Source organism: Streptomyces sp. NPDC012888 (genome assembly GCF_042900645.1).
Classification (GTDB): Bacteria; Actinomycetota; Actinomycetes; order Streptomycetales; family Streptomycetaceae; genus Streptomyces.
This window is the reverse complement of the sequence record NZ_JBIBBM010000001.1, coordinates 448,421-465,202: the sequence shown is the minus strand read 5'-3', so window position 1 is coordinate 465,202 and position 16,782 is coordinate 448,421. Positions and strand designations below refer to the sequence as shown.

Here is a 16,782-nt window from a genome sequence, read left to right as displayed (position 1 = left end):
CCAGGATGTACGCCTGACCACAGGACGTGACGCCGGGGGGCGGGCATGGCGCAGCGAGAGGCCGTTCTACGGCTGGACGAACAGTGGGCGCGGATCAGGGCGCAGGGCGTGGACGCCGAGCCGGCGGAGGCCGACCGGCTGCTGGACGAGCTGATCACGGCGCTGCGCGAGCCCGCCCGGACCGATCCGGAGTGCGCGGCCCGGCTGGGCCTGCGGCTGGCCGATCTGGCGGCCCGGCGGTTCGGCCGCGGCGACCGGCCGGGGGCGCTCTCGGCGGTGGAGGAGGGGCTGCACCACTCCCAGCAGGCCGCCGGCCACTCCCCCGAGTACGCGCGCTGGTACGCCCGCGGCCTGATCAACCAGGGGGTCTGGCTGGCCTGGCCGCTCAGCGACGCCCTGCGGCTGCCCCGGTACCCGCTGGGCGCGGCCGGCGAGGAGTCCCCGAACCCGATGGAGCGGGCAGCCGGCGAGCGGGCCCGTGACCTGACCCGGACCGCGGTGGAGATCTGGGCCGGGCTCGACCAGCACGACCAGGTGAACCGGCGCGGCCTGGCCCAGGCCAAGGTGTTCCTCGGGGACCGGCTCGCCGAGCTGGGGCTGACCGAGGAGGCCGTGGCCTGGGCGGTGGACGCGGAGGGCGACTTCCGCCGGCTGCTGCTGGCCGGCCCCGGCGGTGAGACGGATCCGGCCGTGCTCCAGGAGGCCGAGGAGGCGCTGGACCACGTCGGCCGGCAGCTGGAACTGCGGCTGCGGTACCTGTCCTTCGACTCCCTGGCCGGTCTGCGGTCCGGCGGGCTGCTGCCCGAGCGGCTGCTGCCGCAGGCGGTGGTGGCGGCCAGGATCCAGGGCGTCGAGGAGGACCGGATCGCGGCGGGACTGGGCCTGGACCCGGAGCACGTGGCCACGATGCTGGAGGTCACCCCGTGGCTGGCGGTGTGGCGGTTCGAGGTGCGCGGCCCGGACGGGCTGTGGAACGTACTGTCACATCCCTGGCACAGCACCGCGGAAGTGCGGAACCGGACGGCGGAGGACGTGGGTGCCGAGCTGCTGCACGGCTGGATGAACTGCCCGGACTATCCGGGTCCGTCCGGTTATTGGCGGGTCCACGTCTGGTGGCAGGAGGAGGGCGACCCGGCCGGGGCCCGGTTCCGGCTGCTGGCCGGCCCCGACACCGCCGCCCCGACACCGTCCGGCACCCCCTCGTGAAAGTTTGCACAAGGGTTCGCCTACGATATGGGGCGTGTTGAACCCCCTCGCCTTCATCGCCGCCCGCTGGACCCCGTCACCCCGGATCGTCCAGCGGGCCGCGCTCGCCGCGCTCGTCATGACGGTGGTCATCGTCGTCACCGGCGGCGCGGTGCGGCTGACCGGATCCGGACTCGGCTGCGACACCTGGCCCAAGTGCACCGACGACAGCCTGATCACCACTCCGGAACAGGGCTTCCACGGCATCATCGAGTTCGGCAACCGCATGCTGACCTACGTGGTCAGCGGGGCCGTCGGCTGGTACATCCTCGCCGCCCGGTCCGCCAAGCCCTGGCGCCGCTCGCTGACCCGGCTCGGCTGGACGCAGTTCTGGATCGTCTGCGCGAACGCCGTCCTGGGCGGCATCACCGTCCGGACCGGCCTCAACCCGTACAGCGTCGCCGGGCACTTCCTGCTCGCCACCGCGCTGATCGGCGTGACCACCCTCGCCTGGCAGCGCACCCGCGAGGGGGACGGCCCCGCCAGGCCCCGGGTCCCGGCCCCGGTCCGTCAGCTCTCGCGGGCGCTGCTCGTCACCACCTTCGTACTGATCGCCGCCGGCACCGTGGTGACCGGCTCCGGTCCGCACGCCGGTGACAGCAGCGAGGTGAAGCGGATGGGCTTCGACTGGGAGACCACCGCGCACGTGCACGCCGTGGCCGCCTGGGCGGTGTGCGCGCTGGCCCTGGCGATGTGGCTGGTGCTGCGGGTGGTCGACGCCCCCGACGACACCCGGGCCCGGGCCCGGGACCTGCTCCTCGTGCTGCTCGCCCAGGGCGCCCTCGGTTACGTCCAGTTCTTCAGCGAGCTGCCCGAGGTCCTGGTCGGGGCGCACATGCTGGGCTCCTGCCTGGTGTGGATCGCGGTGCTCCGGCTGGCCCTGTCCCTGCGCGAACGGCCCGTCGAGCGGGCCGGCATCCCGGCGCAGAACGACCCGGCGCTGTCCGCCGTCAACTAGGCCCTTCCGGCTCGGCTCCCGCCGGGACCGGCCGGCGCGGGCACGGCGTCCCGGTCCCGGCCGGCAGCCGGTAGACGCGGTGGGCGTTGCCCGCCGCGAGCATCCCGGCCACCCGCTCGGCGTCCCGCAGCGACCACGCCCCGTCGGCCACCCAGCCGCCGAGCACGCGCCCGAGCGCCTCCCGGAACACCCGGGCGGCCACCACGTGCAGCTCGGGCAGGTTCCGGCCGCCGCTGGAGAACAGCAGCTTGCCGAACGGCGCCAGTTCGAGGAGCTCGGCGAGCACCTCGGCGGCCCGCGGCCCGGTGTGGCCGAGGGCCGCGCCCAGGTCGGCGTACACGTGCGGGAAGGCGGCCGCCAGGTGGGCGGCCTGGCGGTGGTACGGGTAGCCGTGCAGCAGCACCAGGTCGGTGCCGAGTCCGGCGGTGGCCCATACGAAGTCCGTGAGCAGGGCGGGGTCGGTCCGGTCGAGCCGTTCGTACGGCGTGCCGGCACCGGTGCGCAGCTGGAGCGGCAGGCCGGTCTCCACGGCGCTCCACAGCAGGTGCCGCAGCAGTACGGGGTCCCGCAGCGGGCCGCCCCGGGCGCGGTGGGCCAGCCAGCGGCCGGCGGCGGCACGGGTGTCCGCGGAGTCCGGGGCGTCGCCGCCGGGGAGTGCCGAGGTGGCGGAGGCGGCCGAGGCCGCGGAGGCGGCACAGGTGAAGGCGACGGCGGTGGCGGCGGCCGCGTGGACGGCCTCGGCGAGGTTGGTGAGGAACGCCCCGACGGTGCCGGAGGTGTCGGCGGTCTGTTCGGCCAGGGTTTCGAGACGGACCACCTCGTGGGCCCGGGCGGCGCCGGCGGAGGCGAGTTCACCCGGCCGGGTGAGGTCGCCCGCGGCCCCGGTGTCCACGAGGTACGTGCCGGTACCGGAGCCGCGCAGCAGCCTCCGGCCGGTCTCCAGTACGCCGAGCTCGCGCCGCCTGGCCAGGTAGCGGACGGGCGGGCAGTGCGGCTCCAGCCCCAGCAGCGGCGGGCACCAGCGGCGCACGGCGAAGCCGGCCTGGGAGTCGAAGAAGGTGGTCCCCGGGGCGGGCGGGGCCGCGGAGCGGCTCAGCTGGGCCTCGAAGGCGGCCAGTCCGAGCTCGGTGCGGAGCACGCCGTGGCAGTGCTGGTCCACCAGGGGCGGCGTTTCGATCATCCGGGCATCCCGTTTGCGGACGTGGGCTGTGCGCTTCTTCCACACGTCCTAACGGGTGACCCCGCGTCAAGGTGTTGCTCGCGCAGGTGCCCGAGGGGGCGCGCCCGTCAGGCTTCGGGCTTCGGCTCCGCCTCGGCTGCGGGCTCGGGCTCGGGCTCGGGCTGCGCGGAGACAACCGGCGCCGGCGCCGGCGCCGGGTTGGCGGGGCCGCCGAGCTGGATGCCGGCCATGCGGGTCCACTCGTACGGCCCGGTCCGCACCTTCGCCGCGAACTCGCCGTCGAACTCCTCGTGGAGCTTCAGGCCTGCCTTCTCCGCCGCCAGCCGCGCGACCTCGTGCGTGGGGGCCACCAGGTCACCCCAGCCGCCGTCCTCGCCGACCAGGACGATGCGGGTGCCGCCCTGGCCGATGTACGCCAGCTGGCCCTCCGCCCCGCCGTGCTGCTTGCCGAACGCGCCGATCTGCTTGGCGAGCTTCGCCGCGGTGCGCTGCTGCTTGGTGTCGTCCGTAGAACCCATGGCAGCCATGCTACCGGCGAGTAATCAGCGGAGGAAGGGATCCACGGCCACGGCGACGAAGAGAAGCGACACATAGGTGATCGACCAGTGGAACAGGCGCATCTCCTTGAGCTTCGCGCCCGTCACGCCCGCCTTCGCCCGCGCCTGCAGCGCGTGCGCCTCCCACAGCCACCAGCCGCCCGCGACCAGCGCCACCGAGGTGTAGAACCAGCCGGTGTAACCCAGCGGGGTGAGCAGCAGCGACACGCCGACCATCACCCAGCTGTAGAGGACGATCTGCCGCGCCACCACCTTGTTGCCGGCGACGACCGGCAGCATCGGCACGCCGACCCGCGCGTAGTCCTCCTTCACCTTCATGGACAGCGGCCAGTAGTGCGGCGGGGTCCAGAAGAAGATGACGAGGAAGAGGATGACCGCGGCCCAGGACATGGAGTTGGTCACCGCGGACCAGCCGATGAGCACCGGCAGGCAGCCGGCGATACCGCCCCAGACGATGTTCTGCGTGGTCCGGCGCTTGAGCAGCATCGTGTAGACGACCACGTAGAAGAGGAGCGCGCCGAGCGCCAGCGCGGCCGACAGCCAGTTGACCAGCAGGCCGAACCAGAGCGTCGAGACCACGCCGAGGGTGATGCCGAAGACCAGGGCCTCGCGCGGGCTGACCATGCCGGTCACCAGGGGCCGCTGCGAGGTGCGGTCCATCAGCGCGTCGATGTCCCGGTCGATGTACATGTTCAGCGCGTTGGCGCCGCCCGCCGACAGGTAGCCGCCGACGCACGTGGCGAGCACCAGCCACAGCGACGGGACGCCCTGCTCGGCGAGGAACATCACCGGCACTGTGGTGATCAGCAGAAGTTCGATGATCCGCGGCTTGGTCAATGCCACGAAAGCCATGACCCGGGCCCCGAACGGCCGGTGATCGGGGCTCGTCCCGAGCACCCCCGCTGGACGGGATTCGACGGCCGTCACGCACACCCCTGACGAAAGACTCCTGGCAAGCCCCGGACCGCGGAATCAGGCCGTGGACGTCCGGTAAGGACTTGCGCGTACCACGCCACTCTAGACGCTGCCCTCACGTGGCCCCGCGCCGGGGTCGCCTCGTGTTGGGCCGACCGCCGGACAGACGTGACAGGGTAGTGACGGAGCGGAGGCACTCGAATAGCTGCACGCCCCGTCGAGGGTAGGCTCGGAACCGCGCCGGTGCACCGTTCGTCACCGGGACATCAGACATGTGGAGAGGAGCCCTGACGCACGGTGAGCACCAAGCCGACGACCACAGAGCTCGAGTGGACCGAACTGGATCAGCGGGCCGTCGACACCGCCCGCATCCTGGCCGCTGACGCGGTACAGAAGGTCGGAAACGGCCACCCGGGCACGGCCATGAGCCTCGCCCCCGCCGCCTACACGCTCTTCCAGAAGGTGATGCGGCACGACCCGGCCGACCCCGAGTGGGTCGGCCGCGACCGTTTCGTGCTCTCGGCGGGCCACTCGTCCCTCACCCTGTACACCCAGCTCTACCTGGGCGGCTTCGGACTGGAGCTGGACGACCTCAAGGCGTTCCGCACCTGGGGTTCGAAGACCCCCGGCCACCCCGAGTACGGCCACACCGCGGGTGTGGAGACCACCACCGGCCCGCTCGGCCAGGGCGTCGCCAACGCCGTGGGCATGGCGATGGCCGCCCGGTACGAGCGCGGTCTGTTCGACCCGGAGGCGGCGCCCGGCACCTCTCCGTTCGACCACATGGTCTACGCGATCGCCGGTGACGGCTGCCTCCAGGAGGGCATCGCCGCCGAGGCCTCCTCCCTCGCGGGCCACCAGAAGCTCGGCAACCTGGTCCTGCTGTGGGACGACAACCACATCTCCATCGAGGGCGACACGGAGACGGCCGTCTCCGAGGACACCCTCAAGCGCTACGAGGCGTACGGCTGGCACGTCCAGCGCGTCGCGCAGCAGGCCAACGGCGACCTCGACCCGAAGGCGCTGTACGAGGCGCTGCAGGCGGCCAAGGCCGAGACCGAGCGCCCGTCCTTCATCGCCATGCGCTCGATCATCGCCTGGCCGGCCCCGCACGCCCAGGGCACCGAGGCGGCGCACGGCTCGGCGCTCGGCGACGACGAGGTGGCCGCCACCAAGCGCGTCCTCGGCTTCGACCCGGAGCAGACCTTCGAGGTCTCCGACGAGGTCATCGCGCACACCCGATCCCTGCTGGACCGCGGCCGCGAGGCCCGGGCCGCGTGGGAGAAGGAGTTCTCCGCCTGGCGCGGCGCCAACGCCGAGCGCGCCGCCGAGTTCGACCGCATCAACGCCAACGAGCTCCCCGCGGGCTGGGAGGACAAGCTCCCCGTCTTCGAGCCGGGCACCGGTGTCGCCACCCGCGCCGCCTCCGGCAAGGTGCTCGCCGCGCTCGGCTCCGTCATCCCGGAGCTCTGGGGCGGCTCGGCCGACCTGGCCGGCTCCAACAACACCACCATCGACAAGAACTCCTCGTTCCTGCCGAAGGGCAACCCGCTGCCGGAGGCCGACCCGTACGGCCGCACCGTCCACTTCGGCATCCGCGAGCACTCCATGGCCGCGGCCATGAACGGCATCGCCCTGCACGGCCACACCCGCATCTACGGCGGCACCTTCCTGGTGTTCTCCGACTACATGCGCAACGCCGTCCGCCTGTCCGCGCTGATGCACCTTCCGGTGACCTACGTGTGGACGCACGACTCCATCGGCCTCGGCGAGGACGGCCCCACCCACCAGCCGGTCGAGCACCTGGCCTCGCTGCGCGCCATCCCGGGCCTGAACGTCGTCCGCCCGGCCGACGCCAACGAGACCGTCATCGCCTGGCGCGAGATCCTCCGGCGCCACACCAAGGTGTTCGGCAAGGGCGCCCCGCACGGCCTGGCGCTGACCCGCCAGGGCGTGCCGACCTACGCCCCGAACGAGGACGCGGCCAAGGGCGGCTACGTGCTCTTCGAGGCCGAGGGCGGCGACGCCCAGGTCGTGCTGATCGGCACCGGTTCCGAGGTGCAGCTGGCCGTCGCGGCCCGCGAGCAGCTCCAGGCCGAGGGCATCCCGACCCGCGTGGTCTCCATGCCGTCCGTCGAGTGGTTCGAGGAGCAGGACGAGGCCTACAAGGCGAGCGTGCTGCCGGCCTCCGTCAAGGCCCGCGTCGCGGTGGAGGCGGGCATCGGCCTGACCTGGCACCGCTACGTCGGCGACGCCGGCCGGATCGTCTCGCTGGAGCACTTCGGCGCCTCCGCCGACGCCAAGGTGCTGTTCCGCGAGTTCGGCTTCACCGCCGAGGCCGTGACCGCCGCCGCGAAGGCCTCGCTGGCCGACGCCGCGCGCTGACGCCCGTACCGAGTAGCAAGTAGGAGATGCAATTCCCATGACAGACGCACTCAAGCGCCTCTCCGACGAAGGCGTGGCGATCTGGCTGGACGACCTGTCCCGCAAGCGCATCACGTCGGGCAACCTGGCCGAGCTGATCGACCAGCAGCACGTCGTAGGCGTCACCACCAACCCGGCGATCTTCCAGAAGGCCATCAGCGGCGGCGAGGGCTACGAGCAGCAGCTCGCCGACCTGGCGGCCCGCCGGGTCACGGTCGACGAGGCCATCCGCATGATCACCACGGCGGACGTCCGCGACGCGGCCGACATCCTGCGCCCGGTGTTCGACGCGACCGAGGGCCAGGACGGCCGGGTCTCCATCGAGGTCGACCCCCGTCTGGCGCACGACACGGCCGCGACCGTCGCCGAGGCCAAGCAGCTGGCCTGGCTGGTGGACCGCCCGAACACGCTGATCAAGATCCCGGCGACCAAGGCCGGCCTGCCGGCGATCACCGAGGTCATCGGCAAGGGCATCAGCGTCAACGTCACGCTGATCTTCTCGCTGGAGCGCTACCGCGAGGTCATGGACGCGTACCTGGCGGGCCTGGAGAAGGCGAAGGCCGCCGGCCTGGACCTGTCCAAGATCCACTCGGTCGCCTCCTTCTTCGTGTCCCGCGTGGACTCCGAGATCGACAAGCGCCTGGACGGCATCGGCACGGACGAGGCCAAGCAGCTCAAGGGCAAGGCGGCCCTCGCCAACGCCCGCCTGGCCTACGAGGCGTTCGAGGAGGTCTTCTCCTCCGACCGCTGGGCCGCCCTGGACAAGGCCCAGGCCAACAAGCAGCGCCCGCTGTGGGCCTCGACCGGCGTCAAGGACCCGGCGTACAAGGACACCCTGTACGTGGTGGACCTGGTCGCCCCGGGCACCGTCAACACCATGCCGGAGGCCACCCTGGAGGCCACCGCCGACCACGGCGTGGTCGCCGGCGACACCGTCCGCGGGACGTACGAGCAGTCGCGCGCCGAGCTCGAAGCGGTCGCGAAGCTGGGCATTTCGTACGACGATGTGGTCCAGCTGCTCGAGGACGAGGGCGTCGAGAAGTTCGAGGCGTCCTGGAACGACCTGCTGAAGTCGACCGAGGCGGAGCTCCAGCGCCTCGCCCCTGCGGAGGACTGAGCATTTTGTCTGTTAACGGAGCGAACCCGCTTCGTGACGCACAGGACCGGCGGCTCCCGCGGATCGCGGGGCCGTCCGGCCTGGTCATTTTCGGCGTTACGGGTGACCTGTCGCGCAAGAAGCTGATGCCCGCCGTCTACGACCTGGCGAACCGGGGACTGCTTCCGCCGGGCTTCTCGCTGATCGGCTTCGCCCGCCGCGAGTGGGAGCACGAGGACTTCGCGCACGAGGTGTACGAGGCCGTCAAGGAGCACTCCCGCACCCCCTTCCGCGAGGAGGTCTGGCAGCAGCTGGTCCAGGGCTGCCGGTTCGTGCAGGGCGACTTCGACGACGACGCCGCGTTCGAGACGCTGAAGGCGACGATCGAGGAGCTCGACAAGCAGCAGGGAACGGGCGGCAACTTCGCCTTCTACCTGTCCGTGCCGCCGAAGTTCTTCCCCAAGGTGGTCCAGCAGCTCAAGAACCACGGGCTGGCGCAGAAGGAGGGCTCCTGGCGGCGTGCCGTCATCGAGAAGCCCTTCGGCCACGACCTGGCCAGCGCCGAGGAACTCAACAAGATCGTCCACGAGGTCTTCCCCCGTGACGAGGTCTTCCGGATCGACCACTACCTCGGCAAGGAGACCGTCCAGAACATCCTGGCGCTCCGCTTCGCCAACACCATGTTCGAGCCGATCTGGAACCGGTCGTACGTCGACCACGTGCAGATCACCATGGCCGAGGACATCGGGATCGGCGGCCGGGCCGGCTACTACGACGGCATCGGCGCCGCGCGCGACGTCATCCAGAACCACCTGCTCCAGCTGCTCGCGCTGACCGCGATGGAGGAGCCGGGCTCCTTCCACCCCAAGGCGCTGGTCGCGGAGAAGCTGAAGGTGCTCAGCGCCGTGCAGATCCCGGAGGACCTGGGCAAGCACACGGTGCGCGGCCAGTACACCTCCGCCTGGCAGGGCGGCGAGAAGGTCGTCGGTTACCTGGAGGAGGACGGGATCAACCCCGCCTCCAAGACCGACACCTACGCGGCCATCCGCCTGGAGATCAACAACCGCCGCTGGGCGGGCGTGCCGTTCTACCTGCGGACGGGCAAGCGCCTGGGCCGCCGGGTCACGGAGATCGCGGTGGTCTTCAAGCGGGCCCCGTACCTGCCGTTCGAATCCGGCGCGACGGAGGAGCTGGGGCAGAACGCCCTGGTCATCCGGGTCCAGCCGGACGAGGGCGTGACCGTGCGGTTCGGCTCCAAGGTTCCGGGCACCTCTATGGAGGTCCGGGACGTGACGATGGACTTCGCCTACGGCGAGTCCTTCACCGAGTCGAGCCCCGAGGCGTACGAGCGCCTCATCCTCGACGTCCTGCTGGGCGACGCGAACCTGTTCCCGCGCCACCAGGAGGTCGAGCTCTCCTGGAACATCCTCGACCCGATCGAGGAGTACTGGGACAAGCACGGCAAGCCCGCGCAGTACCCGGCGGGTACCTGGGGGCCGGTCGAGGCGGACGAGATGCTCGCACGAGACGGACGGAGCTGGCGCCGGCCATGAAGATCGATCTCACGGAGACCACCTCCAGCAAGATCAACGCCGCGCTGGTGCAGGCGCGCCGGGACATCGGCACGCCTGCCATCGGCATGGTCCTCACCCTGGTGATCGTCACCGACGAGGAGAACGCGTACGACGCGCTCAAGTCGGCGAACGACGCCTCGCACGAGCACCCCTCGCGGATCATCGTGGTGATCAAGCGGGTGAGCCGTTCGCCGCGCTCGCGGCGGGACGCGCGGCTGGACGCCGAGGTCCGGGTCGGCACCGACTCGGGCACCGGAGAAACGGTCATCCTGCGACTGCACGGCGAACTGGTCAACCACGCCCAGTCCGTGGTGCTGCCGCTGTTGCTGCCCGACGCCCCCGTGGTGGTCTGGTGGCCGGAGGGCGCTCCCGAGGACCTGGCGGGCGACCCGCTGGGCTCGCTGGGCCAGCGCCGGATCACCGACACGTACTCCTGCGAGGACCCCATCGGGACGCTGGCCGGCCGGGCCGCGGCGTACGCGCCGGGCGACACCGACCTGTCCTGGACCCGCATCACGCCGTGGCGCTCCATGCTCGCGGCGGCGCTGGACCAGCAGCGGGTCTCGGTGATCTCGGCGACCGTCGAGGGCGAGGACGAGAACCCGAGCTGCGAGCTGCTGGCCATGTGGCTGGCGGACCGCCTCCAGGTCCCCGTCAAGCGCACGGCGTCGGAGGGCCCCGGCCTGACCTCGGTCCGCCTGGAGACCAAGGACGGCGAGATCGTCCTGGACCGGGCGGACGGCTCCCTGGCGACGCTGTGCATGCCGGGGCAGCCGGACCGCGCGGTGGCGCTGAAGCGGCGGGAGACGGCGGAGCTGCTGGCGGAGGAGCTGCGGCGGCTCGACCCGGACAACACGTACGCGGCTTCCCTGAAGTTCGGCGTGTCCAAGCTGGGCGCCGGTCGCGGCGCGAAGGCTCCGGCCCAGGCACCTGCCCCGGCCGAGCCGGAAGCCCCGGCGGCCCAGGAGCCCCCGGCGAAGCCGGCTCCGGCCAAGGCGGCCAAGAAGGCCGCGGCGAAGTGACCGTAGGGCCCGCCGCACCCCGCGGCGGGCCCTACCGGGCTGCTGACCGCGCCCCCTCAGGGGCGCGGGGAACTGCGCGACCAGCCGCGAAGGCGCCGCGGACCCGGATCGGCCGCTCGGCCCTCGACCGGGGTCCGGGGTCCGGTGTCCGGGGGCGGAGCCCCGGTTTCGGGAAGGGGCGGGTAGGGGAACAGCTCCGCGCAGCGGCCCACCCTCACCCAAGACACCCGCACCCGCACCCGCACCCGCACTACAGAACGGCGGCACCACCATGGGCATGACGACACCTCAGGTCGTCGTCCACCGCGACAAGGAGCTGATGGCCCAGGCCACCGCGGCTCGCCTCATCACCCGGATCGTCGACGCGCAGGCCGCCCGCGGCAGCGCCTCCGTCGTGCTGACCGGCGGCCGCAACGGCAACGGGCTGCTCGCGGCCCTCGCGGCGGCGCCCGCACGGGACGCCGTCGACTGGTCCCGGCTCGACCTCTGGTGGGGCGACGAGCGCTACGTGCCGTTCGACGACCCCGAGCGCAACCACGCCCAGGCCCGCGAGGCGCTGCTGGACGCCGTCCCGCTGGACCCGGCCCGCGTCCACGTGATGCCCGCCTCCGACGGCCCGTACGGCCCCGACGTGGACGCCGCGGCCGCCGCCTACGCCGAGGAGCTGCGCCGGGCCGCCACGCCCGAGGACCACGGCCCGGTGCCCCGGTTCGACGTGCTGATGCTCGGGGTCGGCCCCGACACCCACGTGGCGTCGCTGTTCCCCGAGCACCCGGCGACCCGGGAGACCGACCGGACGGTGGTCGGCGTGCACGGCGCGCCCAAGCCGCCGCCGACCCGGATCTCCCTCACCCTGCCCGCCATCAACGCCGCCCGCGAGGTGTGGTTGCTGGCCGCCGGCGAGGACAAGGCCGGGGCCGTCGCCATCGCCCTGGGCGGGGCGGGCGAACTCCAGGCCCCCGCGGCCGCCGTGCACGGCCGGAGCCGCACCCTGTGGCTCCTGGACCGTACGGCCGCGGCCAAGCTGCCCCCGGGCCTGTACCCGCCGGCGCTGTCCTGACGGCGTACCGGAAGCGGAACGACGGAGCGCCCCGCACCCCGGGCCGGGGGTACGGGGCGCTCCGTCGTACGGTCGGTCAGCCGCGGCCGCGCAGCTCGCGGTACTTCGCGACCAGCGCCGCGGTGGACCGGTCCAGCCCGGGCACGTCCGCGCCTTCGGTCAGGGCCGGCTCCACCCGCTTGGCGAGGACCTTGCCGAGCTCCACGCCCCACTGGTCGAAGGAGTCGATGTTCCACACCGCGCCCTGGACGAACACCTTGTGCTCGTAGAGGGCGATCAGCTGGCCCAGCACGGACGGGGTCAGTTCGGTGGCGAGGACCGTGGTGGTGGGGTGGTTGCCGCGGAAGGTCTTGTGCGGCACCAGCTCCTCGGGCACTCCCTCCGCCCGCACCTCCTCCGGGGTCTTGCCGAAGGCCAGCGCCTGGGTCTGCGCGAAGAAGTTGGCCATCAGCAGGTCGTGCTGGGCGGCGAGGCCGGGCGGGAGCTCGGCGACCGGCCGGGCGAAGCCGATGAAGTCCGCCGGGATCAGCTTGGTGCCCTGGTGGATCAGCTGGTAGTAGGCGTGCTGGCCGTTGGTGCCGGGGGTGCCCCAGACCACCGGGCCGGTCTGCCAGTCCACCGGATCGCCGTCCCGGTCCACGGACTTGCCGTTGGACTCCATGTCCAGCTGCTGCAAGTACGCGGTGAAACGGGAGAGGTAGTGGCTGTACGGGAGCACCGCGTGCGACTGGGCGTCGAAGAATGCCCCGTACCAGATGCCCAACAGGCCCAGCAGCAACGGGGCGTTGTCCTCGGGCGCGGCGGTGCGGAAGTGCTCGTCGACCAGGTGGAAGCCGTCCAGCAGCTCGCGGAACGCGTCCGGGCCGATGGCGATCATCAGGGAGAGCCCGATGGCCGAGTCGAAGGAGTAGCGGCCGCCGACCCAGTCCCAGAACTCGAACATGTTGGCCGTGTCGATGCCGAACTCGGAGACCTTCTCCGCGTTGGTGGACAGCGCGACGAAGTGCCGGGCCACCGCCGCCTGGTCGCCGCCGAGTCCGGCCAGCAGCCAGTCCCGGGCGGAGGTGGCGTTGGTGATGGTCTCGATGGTGGTGAAGGTCTTCGAGGCGATGATGAAAAGCGTCTCGGCCGGGTCGAGGTCGCGGACGGCCTCGTGCATGTCGGCGCCGTCCACGTTGGAGACGAAGCGCACGGTCAGGTCGCGGTCGGTGAAGGCGCGCAGCGCCTCGTACGCCATGGCCGGGCCCAGGTCGGAGCCGCCGATGCCGACGTTGACCACGTTGCGGATCCGCTTGCCGGTGTGTCCGGTCCAGTCGCCGGAGCGGACGCGGCCGGCGAAGGCGGCCATCTTGTCCAGGACCGCGTGCACGGCCGGGACCACGTTCTCGCCGTCGACCTCGACGACGGCGCCGGCCGGGGCGCGCAGCGCTGTGTGCAGCACCGCCCGGTCCTCGGTGGTGTTGATCTTCTCCCCGCGGAACATGGCGTCGCGCAGACGGGTGACCCCGGTCGCGGCCGCGAGATCGCGGAGGAGTTCCAGCGTCTCCCCGGTCACGAGGTGCTTGGAGTAGTCGATGTGCAGGTCGCCGACCTGCAGGGTGTAGCCGGTGCCGCGGTCCGGATCGGCCTCGAACAGCTCCCGCAGGTGCGTCTGGCCGAACTCCTCCCGGTGCTTGCCGAGGGCAAGCCACTCGGGGGTCCGGTTGAGCCTCACCCGGCCGTCTGCGTTCATCTCGGACATCAACCCACTTCTTCCGTCCTGTCGTGCCCCGCCAGTGACCAACCTAAAGGATCCAAAGGGCTACAACGCACATGACAACGGACAAGAAAGGGACGAGAAAAGGCCCGGCCCGCCGGAGCGTCTCCAGCGGGCCGGGCCCTGCACCTGTGTCGTTCTAGATCTCGCCGCGCAGCTTGGCGAGCGCCTCGGCGAGGATCGCCTCCCCGTCGGCGTCGGTCCGCCGCTCCCGTACGTACGCGAGGTGCGTCTTGTACGGCTCGGTGCGCGGCGGCGCCGGCGGGTTGTCCCGGTCCTGTCCGGCGGGGAAACCGCACCGGGGGCAGTCCCAGGTGTCGGGTACCTGCGCGTCGCTGGCGAAGCTCGGCTGCGTCTCGTGCCCGTTGGAGCACCAGAAGGAGATGCGCAGACGCGGCGCGGACTCGCCGCGCTCGGCCTCGCCCATCGGCCCCGCCCCGACCCTGCTTCCACGGATCGCGTTGCCACTTGCCACGGTCGTAACTCCCTGCGTGATGGTGCCGCGAAGCGTGAGTGTACCGCGCCGTACCCGAGTTGGGGTCAGCCGTTGGACTTCATCAGAAGCCCGAGGGCGACGATGCTGGCGAACCACAGCAGACCGACGACGACGGTGATGCGGTCGAGGTTGCGCTCGGCTACCGAGGAACCGCCGACGGAGGACTGCATGCCGCCACCGAACATGTCGGAGAGGCCGCCGCCCTTGCCCTTGTGCATCAGCACGAGCAGCATCAGCAGCAGGCTGAAGACGATCAGGGCGATCGAGAACCCCATAACCACGGCTGGACCCTACTTCCTGGATTCGATGATGCGGGGGCCGGCGGCTCGTGATTCAGCCCTCCCGGCCCCCGCAAGGGTACGACGGATCCGCCCTACCGCATACTCTCAGCGATCGTCACTGGTCACGGAAGCGGACGATCTTGACGAACTCGTCCGCGTCCAGCGCCGCGCCGCCGACCAGGGCGCCGTCGACGTCCGGCTGCGCCATGATCGCCGCGATGTTACCGGACTTCACGGAGCCGCCGTACTGGATGCGGACCCTGTCGGCCAGCTCCTGGGAGTACAGCTCGGCCAGGCGGCGGCGGATCGCCCCGCAGACCTCCTGGGCGTCCTCGGGGGTGGCCACCTCGCCGGTGCCGATCGCCCAGACCGGCTCGTAGGCGATGACGATGGACTCGACCTGCTCGGCCGGGACGTCCTTGAGGGCGCCGTCGACCTGGTTCAGCGTGTACTGGACCTGCTGGCCGGCCTTGCGGATCTCCAGGCCCTCGCCGACGCAGAGGATCGGGGTGATCCCGTGCCGGTAGGCGGCCTTGACCTTGGCGTTGCAGGTCTCGTCGTCCTCGCCGTGGTACTGGCGGCGCTCGCTGTGGCCGACGGCCACGTACGCGCACTTCAGCTTGGACAGCATGGCGCCGGAGATCTCGCCGGTGTAGGCACCGGAGTCGTGCGCCGAGATGTCCTGGGCGCCGTACTTGATCTTCAGCTTGTCGCCGTCGACCAGGGTCTGGACGGAGCGCAGGTCGACGAAGGGCGGCAGCACCGCGACCTCGACGGCCTCGTGGTCCTTGTCGGCGAGGGCGAAGGCGAGCTTCTGGACGTGGGCGATGGCCTCCAGGTGGTTGAGGTTCATCTTCCAGTTGCCCGCCATCAGCGGGGTACGGTCAGTCACGGTGTTTCAGTCCTCCAGTGCGGCGAGGCCGGGGAGGGTCTTGCCCTCCAGGTATTCCAGGCTGGCGCCCCCGCCGGTCGAGATGTGGCCGAAGGCGTTCTCGTCGAAGCCCAGGGTGCGCACGGCGGCGGCCGAGTCGCCGCCTCCGACGACGGTGAAGCCGCCACTGGCCACCAGGGCCTGGGCGATGGCACGGGTGCCGTCCGCGTAGTCCGGGTGCTCGAAGACGCCCACCGGTCCGTTCCAGAAGACGGTCTCGGCGTCGGCGATCTTCGAGGCGTACAGCTCGCGGGTCTTGGGGCCGATGTCCAGCCCCTCCTTGGTCGCCGGGATCTTGTCCGCGTCGACCGTCTCGTAGTCGGCCGGGGTCTTCCCCTTGAGGTCGGGGAAGTCGGCGGACACCAGGACGTCGACGGGCAGGACCAGCTCGACGCCGGTCTCCTCGGCGCGGCGCATGTACTCCGTGACCTTCGGCAGCTGGTCCTCCTGCAGGAGGGAGATGCCGACCTCGTGGCCCTTGGCCTTGAGGAAGGTGTAGGCCATGCCGCCGCCGATGAGGAGGCGGTCGGCCTTGCCGAGCAGCTCGTCGATGACGGCGAGCTTGTCCGAGACCTTGGCGCCGCCGAGGACGACCACGTAGGGGCGCTTGACGTCGTCGGTGAGCTTCTTCAGGACGCCGACCTCGGTGGCGATGAGGTCGCCCACCGCGTGCGGGAGTCGCGCGGGGAGGTCGAAGACCGAGGCGTGCTTGCGGTGCACGGCGCCGAAGCCGTCGCCGACGTAGAGGTCGGCGAGCTGGGCGAGCTGGTCCGCGAAGGCGCCGCGCTCGGCGTCGTCCTTGGAGGTCTCGCCGGCGTTGAAGCGCAGGTTCTCGATGACGGCGACCTGTCCGTCGGCGAGGGCGGCGACGGTCTCCTTGGCCGAGGAACCGACGGTGTCGGTGGCGAACGCCACGTCCGCGCCCAGCAGTTCGCCGAGCCGCTTGGCGGCCGGGGCCAGCGAGAAGGCCGGGTCCGGAGCACCCTTGGGGCGGCCGAGGTGCGAGGCGACGACCACGCGGGCGCCGGCGGCGGCGAGCTTCGCGATGGTCGGGTGCACGGCGCGGATGCGACCGTCGTCGGTGATCTCACCGCCGGACAGCGGCACGTTCAGGTCGGCGCGGACGAAGACCCGCTTGCCGGCGACGCCCTCGGAGAGAAGTTCGTCGATCGTCTTCATGTGGTTCTGACTCCTTAGATCTGCGTCGGGACGGAGTGTACGAGGCAAGCGACAGGGCCCGGACAGCGCGGTCTGCGCTGTGCGGGCCCTGTGCTTCACATCGTGTTG

The 16,782-nt window shown here is 71.6% G+C and carries 14 protein-coding genes and 1 pseudogene; 7 read left to right on the top strand and 8 right to left on the bottom strand.

Annotated elements, in window-relative coordinates:
- Nucleotides 1-45: 45 nt before the first annotated feature.
- Both ACFY61_RS02000 and ACFY61_RS01995 read left to right on the top strand, forming a co-directional pair.
- Nucleotides 46-1,206, top strand: a complete 1,161-nt coding sequence (locus tag ACFY61_RS02000) for a hypothetical protein (RefSeq protein ID WP_389465646.1) — start codon at nucleotides 46-48, stop codon at nucleotides 1,204-1,206.
- A 4-nt stretch (nucleotides 1,207-1,210) separates the two neighbouring features.
- Nucleotides 1,211-2,203 (top strand): heme A synthase, encoded by a 993-nt coding sequence (locus tag ACFY61_RS01995; RefSeq protein ID WP_389465644.1) that lies wholly within the window; start codon nucleotides 1,211-1,213, stop codon nucleotides 2,201-2,203.
- On the opposite strand, the gene ACFY61_RS01990 is transcribed toward ACFY61_RS01995, so the two are convergent.
- From ACFY61_RS01990 to ACFY61_RS01980, 3 genes and pseudogenes are all read right to left on the bottom strand, one after another.
- Complete coding sequence (locus tag ACFY61_RS01990) at nucleotides 2,196-3,383, bottom strand: amidohydrolase family protein (RefSeq protein ID WP_389465642.1); 1,188 nt, start codon at nucleotides 3,381-3,383, stop codon at nucleotides 2,196-2,198. The two genes, ACFY61_RS01995 and ACFY61_RS01990, sit on opposite strands and share 8 nt — an antisense overlap.
- Before the next feature lie 197 nt (nucleotides 3,384-3,580).
- A pseudogene (locus tag ACFY61_RS01985) lies at nucleotides 3,581-3,910 on the bottom strand (hypothetical protein); the annotation flags it as partial.
- Between the two features lie 15 nt (nucleotides 3,911-3,925).
- On the bottom strand, nucleotides 3,926-4,873 hold the full coding sequence (locus tag ACFY61_RS01980) for a heme o synthase (protein ID WP_389465640.1): 948 nt from the start codon (nucleotides 4,871-4,873) through the stop codon (nucleotides 3,926-3,928).
- Nucleotides 4,874-5,152: 279 nt separating this feature from the next.
- Between ACFY61_RS01980 and tkt the strand changes: the two genes are divergently transcribed.
- From tkt to pgl, 5 genes are all read left to right on the top strand, one after another.
- Entirely contained in the window at nucleotides 5,153-7,240 is a 2,088-nt protein-coding gene (tkt, locus tag ACFY61_RS01975; protein WP_389465637.1) for a transketolase, read from the top strand.
- A 37-nt stretch (nucleotides 7,241-7,277) separates the two neighbouring features.
- Nucleotides 7,278-8,396, top strand: a complete 1,119-nt coding sequence (gene tal, locus ACFY61_RS01970) for a transaldolase (protein ID WP_389465635.1) — start codon at nucleotides 7,278-7,280, stop codon at nucleotides 8,394-8,396.
- A gap of 2 nt (nucleotides 8,397-8,398) precedes the next feature.
- On the top strand, nucleotides 8,399-9,928 hold the full coding sequence (gene zwf / locus ACFY61_RS01965) for a glucose-6-phosphate dehydrogenase (RefSeq protein ID WP_389465935.1): 1,530 nt from the start codon (nucleotides 8,399-8,401) through the stop codon (nucleotides 9,926-9,928).
- The gene (gene opcA / locus ACFY61_RS01960; RefSeq protein ID WP_389465632.1) at nucleotides 9,925-10,971 is read left to right on the top strand and encodes a glucose-6-phosphate dehydrogenase assembly protein OpcA; all 1,047 of its coding nucleotides are present in this window, start codon (nucleotides 9,925-9,927) and stop codon (nucleotides 10,969-10,971) included. The genes zwf and opcA overlap by 4 nt, the downstream gene beginning before the upstream one ends.
- 277 nt (nucleotides 10,972-11,248) lie before the next feature.
- Nucleotides 11,249-12,031, top strand: a complete 783-nt coding sequence (gene pgl, locus ACFY61_RS01955) for a 6-phosphogluconolactonase (protein ID WP_389465630.1) — start codon at nucleotides 11,249-11,251, stop codon at nucleotides 12,029-12,031.
- A 76-nt stretch (nucleotides 12,032-12,107) separates the two neighbouring features.
- Here pgl and pgi read toward each other — a convergent pair whose 3' ends face one another.
- From pgi to ACFY61_RS01930, 5 genes are all read right to left on the bottom strand, one after another.
- Nucleotides 12,108-13,763, bottom strand: coding sequence for a glucose-6-phosphate isomerase (gene pgi / locus ACFY61_RS01950; protein WP_389465932.1), 1,656 nt, complete (start codon nucleotides 13,761-13,763; stop codon nucleotides 12,108-12,110).
- Between the two features lie 163 nt (nucleotides 13,764-13,926).
- Complete coding sequence (locus ACFY61_RS01945; RefSeq protein WP_007263454.1) at nucleotides 13,927-14,262, bottom strand: RNA polymerase-binding protein RbpA; 336 nt, start codon at nucleotides 14,260-14,262, stop codon at nucleotides 13,927-13,929.
- A gap of 65 nt (nucleotides 14,263-14,327) precedes the next feature.
- Nucleotides 14,328-14,564 carry a preprotein translocase subunit SecG gene (gene secG, locus ACFY61_RS01940; RefSeq protein ID WP_389465626.1) on the bottom strand — a complete coding sequence of 79 codons (237 nt, stop codon included), beginning with the start codon at nucleotides 14,562-14,564 and terminating at the stop codon, nucleotides 14,328-14,330.
- 115 nt (nucleotides 14,565-14,679) lie between these two features.
- Nucleotides 14,680-15,456 carry a triose-phosphate isomerase gene (gene tpiA, locus ACFY61_RS01935; protein WP_389465623.1) on the bottom strand — a complete coding sequence of 259 codons (777 nt, stop codon included), beginning with the start codon at nucleotides 15,454-15,456 and terminating at the stop codon, nucleotides 14,680-14,682.
- Nucleotides 15,457-15,462: 6 nt separating this feature from the next.
- On the bottom strand, nucleotides 15,463-16,674 hold the full coding sequence (locus ACFY61_RS01930) for a phosphoglycerate kinase (protein ID WP_389465620.1): 1,212 nt from the start codon (nucleotides 16,672-16,674) through the stop codon (nucleotides 15,463-15,465).
- Between the last annotated feature and the right edge of the window lie 108 nt (nucleotides 16,675-16,782).

Excerpts from the sequence above, each read along its gene's own strand:
- ACFY61_RS02000 (WP_389465646.1), top strand. The coding sequence starts at position 46 with ATGGCGCAGCGAGAGGCCGTTCTACGGCTGGACGAACAGTGGGCGCGG.
- ACFY61_RS01930 (WP_389465620.1), bottom strand. The coding sequence starts at position 16,674 with ATGAAGACGATCGACGAACTTCTCTCCGAGGGCGTCGCCGGCAAGCGG.
- pgi (WP_389465932.1), bottom strand. The coding sequence starts at position 13,763 with ATGAACGCAGACGGCCGGGTGAGGCTCAACCGGACCCCCGAGTGGCTT.
- opcA (WP_389465632.1), top strand. The coding sequence starts at position 9,925 with ATGAAGATCGATCTCACGGAGACCACCTCCAGCAAGATCAACGCCGCG.
- tal (WP_389465635.1), top strand. The coding sequence starts at position 7,278 with ATGACAGACGCACTCAAGCGCCTCTCCGACGAAGGCGTGGCGATCTGG.
- ACFY61_RS01990 (WP_389465642.1), bottom strand. The coding sequence starts at position 3,383 with ATGATCGAAACGCCGCCCCTGGTGGACCAGCACTGCCACGGCGTGCTC.
- pgl (WP_389465630.1), top strand. The coding sequence starts at position 11,249 with ATGACGACACCTCAGGTCGTCGTCCACCGCGACAAGGAGCTGATGGCC.